Source organism: Cognatundibacterium aquatile (assembly GCF_014699135.1).
GTDB classification, from domain to species: domain Bacteria; phylum Pseudomonadota; class Gammaproteobacteria; order Burkholderiales; family Burkholderiaceae_D; genus Undibacterium; species Undibacterium aquatile.
Genome location: NZ_JACOFT010000003.1, coordinates 269,711 through 283,364 on the forward strand (window position 1 = coordinate 269,711; position 13,654 = coordinate 283,364).

General features: G+C 51.2%; 9 protein-coding genes. 3 read left to right on the forward strand and 6 right to left on the reverse strand.

Annotation, left to right across the window (positions count from 1 at the left end; genetic code table 11):
- Positions 1-120: 120 nt before the first annotated feature.
- The 6 genes from H8K26_RS09795 to H8K26_RS09820 form a co-directional block, all read right to left on the reverse strand.
- Positions 121-873 carry an energy transducer TonB gene (locus H8K26_RS09795; protein WP_190479176.1) on the reverse strand — a complete coding sequence of 251 codons (753 nt, stop codon included), beginning with the start codon at positions 871-873 and terminating at the stop codon, positions 121-123.
- Positions 874-1,292: 419 nt separating this feature from the next.
- Positions 1,293-2,333, reverse strand: a complete 1,041-nt coding sequence (locus H8K26_RS09800; protein ID WP_190479178.1) for a GMP reductase — start codon at positions 2,331-2,333, stop codon at positions 1,293-1,295.
- A 276-nt stretch (positions 2,334-2,609) separates the two neighbouring features.
- Entirely contained in the window at positions 2,610-3,536 is a 927-nt protein-coding gene (locus H8K26_RS09805) for a metallophosphoesterase family protein (RefSeq protein WP_190479180.1), read from the reverse strand.
- Between the two features lie 192 nt (positions 3,537-3,728).
- The gene (locus H8K26_RS09810; protein WP_190479183.1) at positions 3,729-5,933 is read right to left on the reverse strand and encodes a TonB-dependent receptor; all 2,205 of its coding nucleotides are present in this window, start codon (positions 5,931-5,933) and stop codon (positions 3,729-3,731) included.
- 414 nt (positions 5,934-6,347) lie between these two features.
- Positions 6,348-8,066 (reverse strand): alkaline phosphatase family protein, encoded by a 1,719-nt coding sequence (locus H8K26_RS09815; protein ID WP_223826947.1) that lies wholly within the window; start codon positions 8,064-8,066, stop codon positions 6,348-6,350.
- Positions 8,067-8,370: 304 nt separating this feature from the next.
- On the reverse strand, positions 8,371-11,088 hold the full coding sequence (locus H8K26_RS09820) for a heavy metal translocating P-type ATPase (protein ID WP_190479184.1): 2,718 nt from the start codon (positions 11,086-11,088) through the stop codon (positions 8,371-8,373).
- Between the two features lie 75 nt (positions 11,089-11,163).
- Between H8K26_RS09820 and H8K26_RS09825 the strand changes: the two genes are divergently transcribed.
- The 3 genes from H8K26_RS09825 (at position 11,164) to H8K26_RS09835 (ending at position 13,645) form a co-directional block, all read left to right on the forward strand.
- Positions 11,164-11,592 (forward strand): MerR family transcriptional regulator, encoded by a 429-nt coding sequence (locus H8K26_RS09825; RefSeq protein ID WP_190479186.1) that lies wholly within the window; start codon positions 11,164-11,166, stop codon positions 11,590-11,592.
- A gap of 168 nt (positions 11,593-11,760) precedes the next feature.
- Entirely contained in the window at positions 11,761-12,258 is a 498-nt protein-coding gene (locus H8K26_RS09830; RefSeq protein ID WP_190479188.1) for a hypothetical protein, read from the forward strand.
- A gap of 115 nt (positions 12,259-12,373) precedes the next feature.
- Positions 12,374-13,645, forward strand: a complete 1,272-nt coding sequence (locus H8K26_RS09835; RefSeq protein WP_190479191.1) for an efflux RND transporter periplasmic adaptor subunit — start codon at positions 12,374-12,376, stop codon at positions 13,643-13,645.
- Positions 13,646-13,654 lie beyond the last annotated feature (9 nt).

Sequence of the window (13,654 nt, forward strand, 5' to 3'; positions counted from 1 at the left end):
CAAGCAATAATCCATCTTTATCATCCAACATCAAAAAGCCCTGATCAGCGCGAAGCGATCAGGGCTTTTTAATATTTAGCAGAGCGGTTTAGCGGAGCGGCATATTTGCAGTGCAGAGGCCTAGTCTATTTTGAAATTAAACTCGGTGACCGTTGTCTGCGCTCTCGATATCGGCGCGTATTTCCACTGCATCACTGTAGCAATGACTTCTTTATCAAAATGCCTGGGCGGGCGTGCTTTCAAAATCTCCACCTGTGACACTTTGCCATCCGGTTCGACATGAATTTTGGCGCTGACCACACCTTCAGTCACGCCGGCGCGTGCCGCACTTGCGGGGTATTTCGGTTGAACACTGTTCAGCAGTTTTAATACGATGCGCTCTGGCTCTGCTGCTTTTGCAACAACCGGAGCCGGGGCTGCAGCGACAACCGGGGCTGCTTCTACCGGTTTCGTCACGACAGGTGTCGGCGCGGGAGCCGGGGTCGAGGCTGCGGCCAAGACTTCCCGTGCAACAGGTGAAGGTTTAGCTGGCGGTGTTTTACTTTCCTGCGCGCGTTTTGCTTCCAGTGCCTGCTTCTCTTTTTCTTTTTCTTTGGCTTCTTTCAGCAGTTTTTCTTCCTGCGCGATTTGTGCCGCCGTTTTGTTGGATGCCTGATCCATCCATTTTGTTACGTCTGCGACATGCCCGTGATTGACGGGATTTTTGACCAGACCTGTCGGCATTTCACCTGAGGCGGCGGATGCAGCGGTTTCCTTGGGCGGTTCTTCTGGTGGCGGTGTCTTGGAACACGCCGTAATCAATACACCGGTACAAAGTATGGCGAACGCAGACGTGCGGCGCTTATTCGCTGGTTGTTGAACTACCTTATTCATATTTCTCCCTATACAAATCGGTTGCTGCATCAATATCTTTTAGTGCTTTGTGCCGATATCACCCGGCTTTTTATATTTTTCGCAAAAGAAAATTCAGTTCAATTGGAAGTTAATTGTATAAAAGATATATTCCTATCCTGACATGGAATAATTTCTATAGCAATATTTTTGTGATGACTTCTTTCAATGTCACTATTGTTTTGAAAAAAATCACAGCAGGAATTGTGCCAGCGGACATCTTTTAAAAATCAGGCTGTTTCCAGACTTGAATAGGATGTTTACCGGTAACCATCATCAGCGGACGCGGGTGTTATGCACTTGATTAGTGCTGAATTGCTGCAGTTGTGCGCTATAAATCAGCGTGGATGACGCTTCTCTTGCCTTGCAGTGTTGCGTGGCAAGAGAAGGTGAGGCAGGTATCAGGATTTACCGAATACTTCGTTGAGTTGCTGAGTGACCCGGATAAAGGTGGTGCGTTTAGTCAGCTCTTTGAGTTTATGTGCGCCGACATAGGTGCAGGCAGAGCGTACGCCGCCAAGGATATCCTGCAGGCTGGCTTCTACCGGGCCACGGTAGGGAATCAATACTTCTTTTCCTTCCGATGCACGATATTTGGCAACGCCGCCCGCATACTTGTCCATCGCAGCGCGACTGCTCATGCCGTAGAAGCGTTTAAATTGCTGGCCGTCCCGCTCGACCATATCACCGCTGCATTCATCGTGGCCGGCCAGCATGCCTCCCAGCATGATGAAATCGGCACCGCCGCCGAACGCTTTTGCCAGATCACCGGGAACAACGCAGCCGCCATCGGCACAAATTTGCCCACCCAGACCATGTGCGGCATCGGCACATTCGATAATCGCCGATAGTTGCGGATAACCAACACCTGTCATTTTACGGGTGGTGCAAACGGAGCCTGGGCCTATGCCCACTTTAACAATATCAGCGCCGGCAAGGATTAATTCTTCGGTGATATCACCTGTCACCACATTGCCCGCCATGATGGTCAGATGAGGGTAGGTGGCGCGTACCTTTTTAACGAAATTAATGAAACCTTCGGTATAGCCATTCGCCACATCGATGCAGACGTATTCAATCGCATTTTTTGCGCGAGCCATGACCGCTGAAAATTTTTCAAAGTCAGCTTGTGTAATGCCCATCGAATAAAACGCGGTCGATTTTTTTTCCAGCGTCGAGAAATAGCTGACCAGTGTGTCCTCGTCGTAGTGCTTGTGCAGGGCGGCTGATAACTGATGGCCTTCCAGTGCCCGCGCCATTTCTATCGTGCCGGTGGAATCCATGTTGGCAGCGATAATCGGAATACCGTTGTAGGTTTTGCCGGAATGGTGAAAGACGAATTCCCGGTTTAAATCAACTTGGGCGCGGGATGTAAGGGTAGAGCGCTTGGGACGGATCAACACGTCTTTAAAATCAAGTCTCAGTGTTTCTTCAATATGCATGACGACTCCGTAATGCGTCTGGCGGACGCGGGAAGGGACAACCCGGGCGATGAATCAGATAAAACGCACCAAGTCGTTGAGCCGTAGTTAAGTATAGTCCTAAAAAAATGCCGCTTCGGAATTGATTTTGAAATGAGGAATATCACCGCTGACGTATACGCGGGATCACGGCAGAGCAGTAATCATTCAATTCGTTTGCAAGACTTAATAACAATGCGGCTTAGCAGGCAGAATACCTCGCTAAGCCGCATTATTGTTGAGACTAAGTGTGAAATCTTAGTGGCAGCTTCCCTTGCCTTTGTCGCTGAAGTTGCTCCCCTGTACTGGCAGAAATTCCCACTCATAGGATTTTTCCTGCAGCGTCAGTTTCAACACGCCATGCGTATTGTTGTCGCGGATTTCGGTTGCCGCTTTTGGCAGAAACATCGGTGTCAGTTTAGCGCCACCAGTACCTACGACGAAACTGCGGATACCATTTTTATCGTCCCTGTCGCCGTTGCTATCAAGTGGTGCAAATCGTTCGTAATCGTGATCGTGAGACGTCAGTACGATGTCTGCTTTGGCTGCCGCCAGGATTTTCCAGATGCTGTGCATGTGCGGGTTGTTGCCGTGTCCGCCAGAGCTGTAGGCAGGGTGATGCCAGAACGCCAGTGTGCACGTTTGTTTGCTATGACTGAGTTCTTCTTTCAGCCAACTCACCTGCTTCTCCATCTGTGCAGGATCAAGATTACTGTTGAGCGAGAGTATCTGCCATGCACCTGCGTGCTTCGCATAATAGCCGCGTCGTTCTGGCCCGGCGATTTCGCCGAAATAATTGTAATAGCCCAGTGCTTTCGGCATGCCATATTCATGATTGCCCGGCGATGGCAGCGTGCGCTCTTTAAAGCGTCCCCAGGTCGGGTCATAACAATCGCTGAATTCCTCCGGTTTACCGATAGGATAAGTATTGTCGCCGAGCGTGATCACGATGGCATTGCTGTCTTTTTCCAACGCACTGGCGATCATATCTGAGGTGCGTGCGGCGACTGATTCCGCAGCCGGTTTTTTCCGGCAATCGGCAATGTCACCGGCGGCATAAATGGTGACGGCTGTGGGAACAGAATTTTTTTGATTTCCTTTTTTTGTCGCCGGACTCTGGTGAGCAGGCTGAGCGAGTGCAGATGAAATCAGAAGTGGCAACAACAGAGAGAGGCACAAACGCATAAATATGTCCGGACAACAAAAGGCAATAACAGAGGCACGTATTTTACCTGTTCGCGAGCCTGTGCTGTGATGCTTTTGCTATGCTGTGCGCGTTGCTTGTTGCATAGATAAACACCCCGTAGCCGGTGTACCAGATACGGGGCGTTGAATAAAGCTATCTGCTGAGAGCGGACAGCCGGGTCAAAGCGTCAATCAGATCTTGCCGCTGACAGTCACGAATAACTGACGCGGTGCGCCGGACAGCAAGGTCTGTGCAGTGCCGGTTGGATCAAAGGTCTGGAAGCCATTCGAACCTATAGTGCTGAAGTATTGTTTGTTGAGCAGGTTTTCAACATTCAGCTGAATCGAGAAATCTTTAATGCCGCCCAGATTTTTCTGTTTGTAACCGGTTGACAGATTCATGACCCAGTATGCAGGAACGCTGGCGTCGTTGCTGTAGGTGTAGAAACGCTTGTCTGTATATTTTCCACCGACGCGGCCAAACCATTGTGGCGTTTCATAAGACAGTTCAGTTTTGAACATCAGCTTCGGTGAATCAACAACCTGTTTTCCAGCGATATCGACCAGCGTTTTGCGGTCCATATAGTTGGATTTATATTGTGCATCGTTATACGTCAGCGAGTTGAACAGAGACCAGTCTTTCGCCAGCGTCCACATTGCCGCCGCCTCGATACCTTTGGCTTCTACCTTACCAACGTTGACGAATGTGCTTGGACAACCAACAATGCCCGCGCAAGTAGCGACTGCCATCAGGCGGTCATCGAAACGTGTGAAATAGGCTGCGACGGAACCCACCAGACTATCAGTTTTGAAGCGATAACCGGCATCGATAGTTTTCGATGTTTCTGGTTTGATTGTGCCGGCACTCAGATTAAATGCAGTCTGTGTCTGAGAAAAAGGACCACTGACACCCGGTTGATAGGCGCGCATATTTTCCGATAAGCTGAGGAACAGTTCATCGGATTTCGTCAGTGCGTAATTCAGACCCAATTGCGGCAGGAAGTTTTTAGAGGCGGTCAGATCACCGGCAGCACGGGTACCGACCACGTTGACGGCATTGATTTTGACGTTCGGAGATTTGAAGCCGACATTCAGTTTCAGCTTATCCGCCATCAGGGAAATCGTATCCTGTGCGTAGAACTGAGTGGTGGTGGTCGTGAAATTTTGTTTGAAGCCAGTTGATGTGGGATTGGTCAGGAACTCGTTGGTATCCTGTCCGCCAGTGGCATTATAAAAATTACGTGTCAGTGTGTGCAGGCTGCTCTCTGCCCAGAAGCCGCCATTGAATGTGTGCTGGCCAAGTTCGGCTGTCAGGTCGGCAATCACACCGTTGCGGCTGATCGAATATTCTGTGGTGCGGATGGAGATCGGTAAGCCATTTGTCGATGGTGTATAAGGCGTGTACCAGTGACCCTGACCTTCATTGCTGTGATGGTAAGCGGTTGTTTTCAGATAGACGTCATCACCAAAACGGTTGTCCAGTGTTGCACCGAGCAGGCTGTCTTTACGCAAGCCGCTGCCTTGGTAGTAGGCGTCGTCCAGACTGTTAACTTTGCCGGTATACACACCTTTGGCGGCATTGACGGCACGCTGCCAGTCCGGTGCATAGTTATCCCAGTCGTAGCCGAGACGGTTTGCCATTTCTACCGACAAATCCTGATAGTCGACTTCTTTACGGTCAGAATAATTAAAGAAAGCAGTCAGTTTGCTGTTGCCCAGTTTTTGCACCAGCTTGGAGTTAAAAATATCCTGATCTTGTGCGCCTGCGCCTTTCCATTTTTCTGCACGTTGACGCGTCACGCTCAGATAGGCTTTAGTGCCTGAAGACAGCAAACCGGTATCAACGCGTGCGAAGGTGCGATAGGTTTTGTCGCTGCCAATAGTTTGTGAGCCCGTGATGCCGAATTCATCTGTCGGTACAGATGAGAAGAATTGCACTGTACCGCCCAGATTGCTGGTCGATGCCGTACCAACTGCGCCTGCACCTTGAGACAAGGTCACGCGACCAATGTTTTCAGATGAAATTGCACGGCTGATGTGCAGACCGTTGTTGTTGCCGTAGCTCATGTCGCCGAGTGGCACATTGTCCAGCGTGAAGCCCATTTGACTCTGATTGAAACCGCGTGCGCTGAAACGTGTAGACCATTCATAGGCACCGAAAGGATCAGCAGACTGGAAGCTGACGCCAGGTAGTTTTTCCAGGACTTTCAGTGGGCTGCTGCCAGGTAAAGCCAGCGCCAGGTCTTTTTTGGAAACGTCTTGTACCTGGCGTGTATTGCCTTGGCCGAAGATAACGACGTTGACAATGTCTGCAGGTGCTTCTTCTGCGAATGCGGGAGCAGCAAAAGCCTGCAGCAAAATCAGATACAGCGGGGAACGACGAAGTTTGGGTGCCATGATTGGGTTCCTGAGTCGATGATGAATAAGAATGCGAAGATGTTGTGTGCCTTCAGGCGGTTCTGCAGAGCGGGTATCAGTTAATCTGATACTTATCTGAAGAAGCGCGGAAGCAATGTGCTTTTAATGCGTTGAAAAGCAGAAGTTTCCGGACGTCAACGCGGCAAAGTGTAGTCAGCCAATATGACAGGAAAGTGAATTTAAACTGGAAGAAATACTCGCTACATTTCAGCAACAACATCATTAATAAGGTCATCACGAGGACATATTTACGACCTGTTATCCAGTCTTGAACGTAATATCTGAGGCTATTTTTTTGAAAGCCCATCATTTGAAAGACAATAAAAAAAACAGGCAAACAGCAATCGCTGCATACCTGTTTTTTTACGCGGATGATGACGGTTGTGCCTGCGCTTACGGTTTCTGTTTGAAATCAAACATGCCCATCAGGTCACCCAGTGCAGGGCGGTTCAGCGGTACATACGGATTCTTCTTATCGGTCACCGGATTTGGCAAATTGTCGCGGCTGCGTTTCGACAGTGGTGCCAGCTTCCAGTTGCGCTGTATGAATTTCAGTATCGATGCGTGATCGTAATAAGTATGATCGACATGCCCTTTTTTCGCATATGGTGACACTGCAACCAGCGGGATACGTGTGCCGTCGCCGAAGAAATCAATCAGTTGCACATAGCCGGAATCGTAATAGCCACCGCCTTCATCGAAGGTGATCAGGATCGCGGTTTTTTTCCATAGTTCCGGATTGGCTTTGACGCGGGCGATCACATCGGCAGCCAGCTCATCAAAACTGGATTCCGAGGCATAGCCGGGATGACCGGACAGGCTGTCGTAAGGCGCGATGTAGGAGACAGCAGGGAAGGATTTCTCCTCTTTTTTTACATCGACATAAAACTGATGCATATCTTGTAATTTGTTTTTATCCGGCCCGGTCATGGTTGACGTGAAGAACGACGGTGTATCGCACATGGCGCAATACTCTTTGTCCACATTCTTACCGTCATTACGACCGCCGCTGTACCATTTCCATGAAATACCGGCAGCAGTCAGCGCATCGCCGATGTGAGGAATCGTTTGTGGCGGCAGCAAAAATTTATCCGCACCCAGTGCCAGCGGTTCACCCAGTGGCGAGTAGGCCGGGTCCATATTGTTGACCATGTAGTAGGTGTCCGGCGCGCAATTGCCCTGATTGAATGCCTGATACGGCAGTTTTTTCAGAAAGGCTTGAATACCGGCAGCGCCAGGCTGCGCCAGATCGGCGCATTGAATATAGGTGCCGCCACGGTAGCCGTCTTCGGTGTACCAGTTATTGGTATTCGGCTGTGGATCAGGGTTCTCTATCATCTTCGCAGGAGGCACCCCAGGCTTGCCCTGATCCGTATAGAAGGTCACGTCACCTGTTGCCAGCGCCAGATAGTTAACGGTGGTGCCGCCCATGACAGGCTGGTGATAGTTATCGGCAATCGCGTAGTTGTCGGCCAGTTTTTTGAAGGTCGGCGCATCGCCGGTGGACATATTGTAAAAGCCCATCGCAATACCACCCTGATAGGTGCGACCAGGGGCGAAAGGAATGGGGGCGTTGCTTGGACCAACACCCGTCATTTCAGCAACCCAGACAAACAGGTCATTATTACCGCCGTTAATCTGTTGCCACATCTGGAAAAAACGGTGCACCGGATCGCCGGTATGTGCACCGTAGCTGACGTGCTTGGTAATCTGATAGGGGCCATTAGGCATGTCTGCCGGAAAACGCGCATCCGGTACGTCATGACGCTGGCCGAAAGCACCGGCAGCATACGGCTGGGGCAGGCTGGCATAAGGGGTTTTGACAGTTGGCGTCGGGGTATAGGTCGTAAAATTTTCCGCTGTCTTTTGCGCTGCCAGATGGTAGTTCGGCCCTGGCGAACCATCAGCTTTGACGATGCCTTTAGACCACAGGTTAGAGATGGTCTGTTTCTTTTTTGGCTGATACACGCCGTACAGATTGTCAAACGTCCGGTTTTCACCCACCAATACAATCACATGCTCAATCGGTGTGGTGGTGGCAGTTTGGGCATAGCTGCTGTGGGCGTACAAAGCGCTGAGTAAAAGCACTGACAGGGGAGTTTTTTTCATCATGGGTCAGCAAAGGTTAGTGAAGTATTCGATACATTGCGGCGATCGCCCGGCTAGCTGATGGATGTCGTTGGCAGGTTTTCCTGCTACGGTCAGAAACGATAACGGTACCGACAGATGTCCAGGGAGTGTGAGTGTCGGAGAGTGATGCTAGCAGCGGCAGATGACGTTGATGTGACAAGGACTTGCGTCCTGATGAGGGTTGCTGATCTTGCTGCAAATAGCAAAACAGGAAGTGCATTGTGCACTTCCTGTTCCTGATTGATGATGCCTGAACGGCAGTGAATTACTGTGAATTATGCTTGATTTAGAGGCGGGTATAACGCAGCCGCAGGGCATTGCTGATGACCGAGACCGAACTGAGGCTCATCGCTGCGCTGGCAATCATCGGGCTTAACAGGATACCGAACCAGGGGAATAGCACGCCAGCAGCAACTGGCACGCCGATGAAATTATAGGCAAACGCAAAAAACAGATTCTGACGAATATTGCGCATGACATTCCTGCTCAGCGTGCGGGCCTTGGCAATGCCGCGCAGATCCCCTTTGACCAGCACCACATGTGCACTGTGCATGGCGACATCGGTGCCGGTACCCATAGCAATGCCGACATTCGCCTGTGCCAGTGCTGGCGCATCGTTGATGCCATCACCTGCCATCGCAACCATGCATCCCTGTTGCTGCAATTGCTGAATGAAACGGAATTTGTCTTCCGGCAGCACATCCGCATGTACCTCGTTTAATCCCAATTGGGTTGCAACCGCCTGTGCTGTTTGTGCGTTGTCGCCAGTCAGTACAATCACGCGGATTCCTTGTTGCTGTAACTGCTGCACGGCTTGCAGGCTGCTGGCTTTGATGCTATCGGCCACGCTGATCAGCGCAGCTGCTTTGGCGTTGACTGCCATCACCATGACCGTGTGACCACGCTGCTGCAACTCAAGTATACGAGGGCTGAATTCCTGCAAGCTGACATGGTTTTCTTCCATTAGCGCAGGTTTGCCGAGCAATATCTGCTGTCCGTTGAACGTTGCCTGCACACCCTTGCCGCTGATGGCTTTAAAGTCGCTGATGCTGGCTGCGGTAATATTTTTTTTGCGGATAAAATCCACCACTGCCTGCGCCAGAGGATGTTCACTTTGCTGTTCTGTCGCCAGCGCGATTGCTGATAATTCATCTTCATTTTCACCATCTGCCACGATGAATTCCTGCAGCGTTGGTTTGCCTTCGGTGAGGGTGCCGGTTTTATCAATGACGAGCGTGTCGATTTTTTCCAGACGTTCAAGTGCTTCGGCATCTTTGATCAATATGCCTTCGACCGCGCCACGCCCGATACCGACGGTGACCGAAATCGGCGTTGCCAGACCGAGTGCGCAAGGGCAGGCAATGATCAGCACGGATACGGCTGCCATCAAGCCATTCGCCAGTGCCGGGGCGGGGCCGAAGACGGCCCATAATATAAACGCCAGTATCGCCGCCGCGATGACTGCAGGCACAAACCAACCGGCCACTTTATCGGCGAGTTTTTGTATCGGTGCGCGCGAACGGCCAGCCTGATTCACCATATCGATGATCTTCGCGATCAGCGTATCTCTGCCGATTTTTTCGGCCCGCAGGCTGAAGCTGCCTTGTTGATTGATGGTCCCGGCGCTGAGTTTATCTCCGGCCTGTTTGCCAACCGGAATCGGTTCGCCGGTAATCATCGACTCATCAACATGCGAATGTCCGTCGACCAGCAGCCCGTCGACCGGAATGTGGGCGCCGGGTTTGACGCGCAGCAGATCGCCGACCTGAACTTTGTCGAGTGGGATTTCAGTTTCGTTGCCGTCGCCGGCAATGCGTATGGCTGTTGCCGGAGTCAGTGCCAGCAAAGATTTGATGGCCTGATTTGTTTGCGAGCGAGCGCGTAACTCCAGCACCTGGCCCAGAATAACGAGACAGATAATGACGGCGGCGGCTTCAAAATACAGTGGTGCCATGCCATCCATCTTGAATGCATCTGGCAAGGCCTGCGGAAACAGCAGCGCAAACAGGCTGAACAGATACGCCGCCGCAGTGCCGACGCCGATCAGGCTGAACATATTCAGATTGCCGCTTTTGAAGGAGGCGATCGCCCGTTCAAAAAATGGCCGCCCCAGCCATACGACAACAGGTGTTGCCAATGCAAACTGCAGCCAGTCGAAGATACGCATGCCCAGTAAATCATGGAAAGAAATACCGGGCAGCATGTCGCCCATCGTCAGCAGTAACAAGGGCAGACTGAGAGCAATGCTGATTTTCAAGCGCCTGCTCATATCGAGAAGTTCGCTGTTATCTTCCTCGATAATGGCTTCTTTCGGCTCCAGTGCCATACCGCAGATAGGGCAGATACCAGGGCCGATTTGCTCAATTTCCGGGTCCATCGGACAGATGTAAATCGCATCTTTGGCAACCGGTTTTGCCGCAGGTGCCTGCTCCGGATTTAAATATGTTTGCGGATTTTTACTGAACTTCTGTTTGCACGAGTCGCAGCAGAAATAATAGGTTTGACCAGCGTGCACGAACTGATGCGGGCTATTTTCATTGACCGTCATCCCGCAGACCGGATCTTTATGCGCGCCTTGCGGGTCGTGTTGCATACTATTTGTTGCAACATGACTGCCGCCGCAACAGGAATTGCCAGTCGTTGGTTTAACACGGCTGACTTCACGTACCACCGGGTCTGACGCCGCCGCAACATTTGCAGTAGTTACAGGCGCAGATGTAGAAGCAGCAGATGCTGCCGGAACGCTGCCCATACCGATGACGCGTTTGGCTTTGACATAATTTTCAGGTGCTGCCGTGAATTTGCTCACGCATGACTGGCTGCAGAAATAATAGGCGACGCCCTGGAAGCGCGCCGTTTTTTCAGTATTCTTCGCCACCTGCATGCCACATACGGGATCGGTATATTTTTTTTCTTCCGGCGCTGGTGCTGACGACGGTGACGACGCAGGCGTTGATGCAGATTGTCCGCAGCAATTGCCGCTATGTTGATGTTTGTCGGTCATGACTATTCTCCTTAATCGACTATCCGCTGTATCATAGACTCCGTACCTGAGAACAGAGTCAAGGACTTTTTATTTATGTCTGCTTCAGATCAATACACCATAGGACAATTGGCCAAAGCCGCCAGCGTGGGCGTCGAGACTATACGCTACTACCAGCGCCGGGGCTTGCTGGCAGTACCCGATGTGAGCTCTGGATTTCGCACCTATCCTGTGGCGGATGCCGAGCGCATCCGCTTCATCAAACGGGCGCAGGAACTGGGGTTTTCGCTGGAGGAAATTTCGCATTTGCTGATGCTGGAAGACAGTAACGATAAACCAGCGATACGGGATATTGCCAGTGAGCGCCTTGATCAGGTGCGCGCCAAGCTGGCGGATTTGCAAAAAATGGAAACGATGCTGGCGCAACTGATTGATGCCTGTGCGTCGGCGCCGAAGCAGGCTCAGTGCCCGATTATCAAGGCTTTGGGTCATTCCAGTCATTGCCATAAAACTTCAGGTACATAAGCAGCCTGAACGTCCGCGAGGTGTCCGGTCACTTTATTTTATTGTCCGGACTATCACTTTTATTCAGGTCCGTTGAATTAAATCTGAATAAAATCAAGGGCTTAAAGTTTTCTATATTGTGGCACGCTTTCTGCAATACCTCTGGCAACACAGAGGAGGAAGGTGATCATGAGAGACACAGCGAAAACAAATGTCAGGCCGCAACGCTGGCTCTGGTTGTGCCAGAGATCGACAGAGTTGGTGTGTGCGATCGCTTTGTTATTGTTGTCGCTGGTATTGCTGAGCCCCGATCAGCGAGAGAGTATCCGCCGCGTCGAATTTAAAGAGATCACCAGTCTGCATGCCGCAGACGTTTGCCGTGTTTGTGGTGTGCAAGCCGAGCTGTCGTTGGATCACTTTCAATTTCAAATTCAATTTCAAATTCGTATACAGCCGTGGGCCGGACTGACCCTGGATTACCGCACCAGCGGGCTCTGGTCATTCGGTCTGCTGGATTGGGTGAAGACACTGTCCGCGCTGCCGCTGCCGGACAAACAATGGACAGTCGCCGGACACTTCCCGGACACTCATTATATTTCCGCTTCATGCAGGCACTTGCCGCTACTGCAAACGGCCGACAACAGCCACCCGATAGACCGTGAAATCTTCAGCAAGACAATAAGCTGATTCCTCGCTGAGGAGATGCACGTCATTTCCTTGATATTCACATTCGTCTTAACGTTGTTCATCCGTTGTCAATCCGTTGTTTGTTCACGTTTCACTCTTCAAAAATATACCGACTATGTCTATACGCGACACATCACAACAAGATACGCCGATTGCTGCCTTACCGTTCTGGCGGCAGTCCAGATGGCTCTGGCGCATTCTTGCCGCGCTATTGCTGATCATTGCCGCTGTTTATGCATTATTGCTGTGGATGGGAAGCAGCCAGTCTGTATCAATGTCCAGACTGAGTATGGCGACGGTTGCCAAAGGAACGCTGGTGCGGGATGCGGCAGTGAATGGCAGGCTGGTTGCTGCCAACAGCCCCAGCCTGTATTCCAGTACCGCCAGCACCGTCAGTTTTTTGGTGAAAGCCGGAGATAAAGTAAAGAAAGGCGATGTCGTCGCAGAGCTGGACTCACCCGATCTGGTGTCAGAGTTGAAGCGTGAACAAGCCTTGCTTGAGCAATTGGAAGCGGAAATTGCCAGACAACAGATTCTGGCGCGCAAGCAAAAAATGCTGGCAGTCCGTGACGCCGAGCAAGCTGAAATTGAACGTGTATCAGCCGAACGCGCATATCAACGCATAGAAAAAGCTGGCGTCAGCGGCGTGGTGCAGAAAAACGAATTCTTACGTGTTCAGGATGCCTTGAAAAGCGCCGAAATACGTGCCCGTCATGCTTTACAGGCCAGTTCGCTGGAAAGCGAAGATGTTGATCTGGGGTTGAAATCGAAGTTGGCGCAACTGCAGCAACAACGTCTGCTCAAAGATAATTTGCAAAGGCGGGTGGATGAATTGCGTTTGCGTGCCCCAGTGGATGGCGTCGTTGGCACGCTGGCAGTGGCGAACCGTACGGTGGTTGCACCGAACACGGCACTGATGACACTGGTCGATTTATCGCAACTGGAAGTCGAGCTGGAAATTCCGGAAAGTTATGTCGCAGAGCTGGGATTGGGAATGGCTGTTGATCTGGAAATCAATGGCGTCAAGGCACGCGGTATTTTGTCAGCGATGTCGCCTGAAGTCGTCAGAAATCAAGTGCTGGCGCGGGTGCGCTTTGACGGCAAGGTGCCCGCTGGATTGCGGCAGAGCCAGCGTGTCTCAGCGCGTATGCTGATCGAAGAAAAGCCGGATGTTTTGCTGGTGCAGCGCGGCCCCTTTGTTGAAAGCGATGGCGGGCATGTCGCTTACCTTCTGCGCGACGGCATTGCTGTGCGGACACCTATCGTCCTTGGTGCAACAAGTTTACATGCGGTTGAAATCAGAAGTGGCTTAAAAGCCGGAGACAAAATCATTATCTCTGGGACTGAACTGTTTGAAAAAAACGAACGGATCACCATCAATCAATAGGAGTTTGTG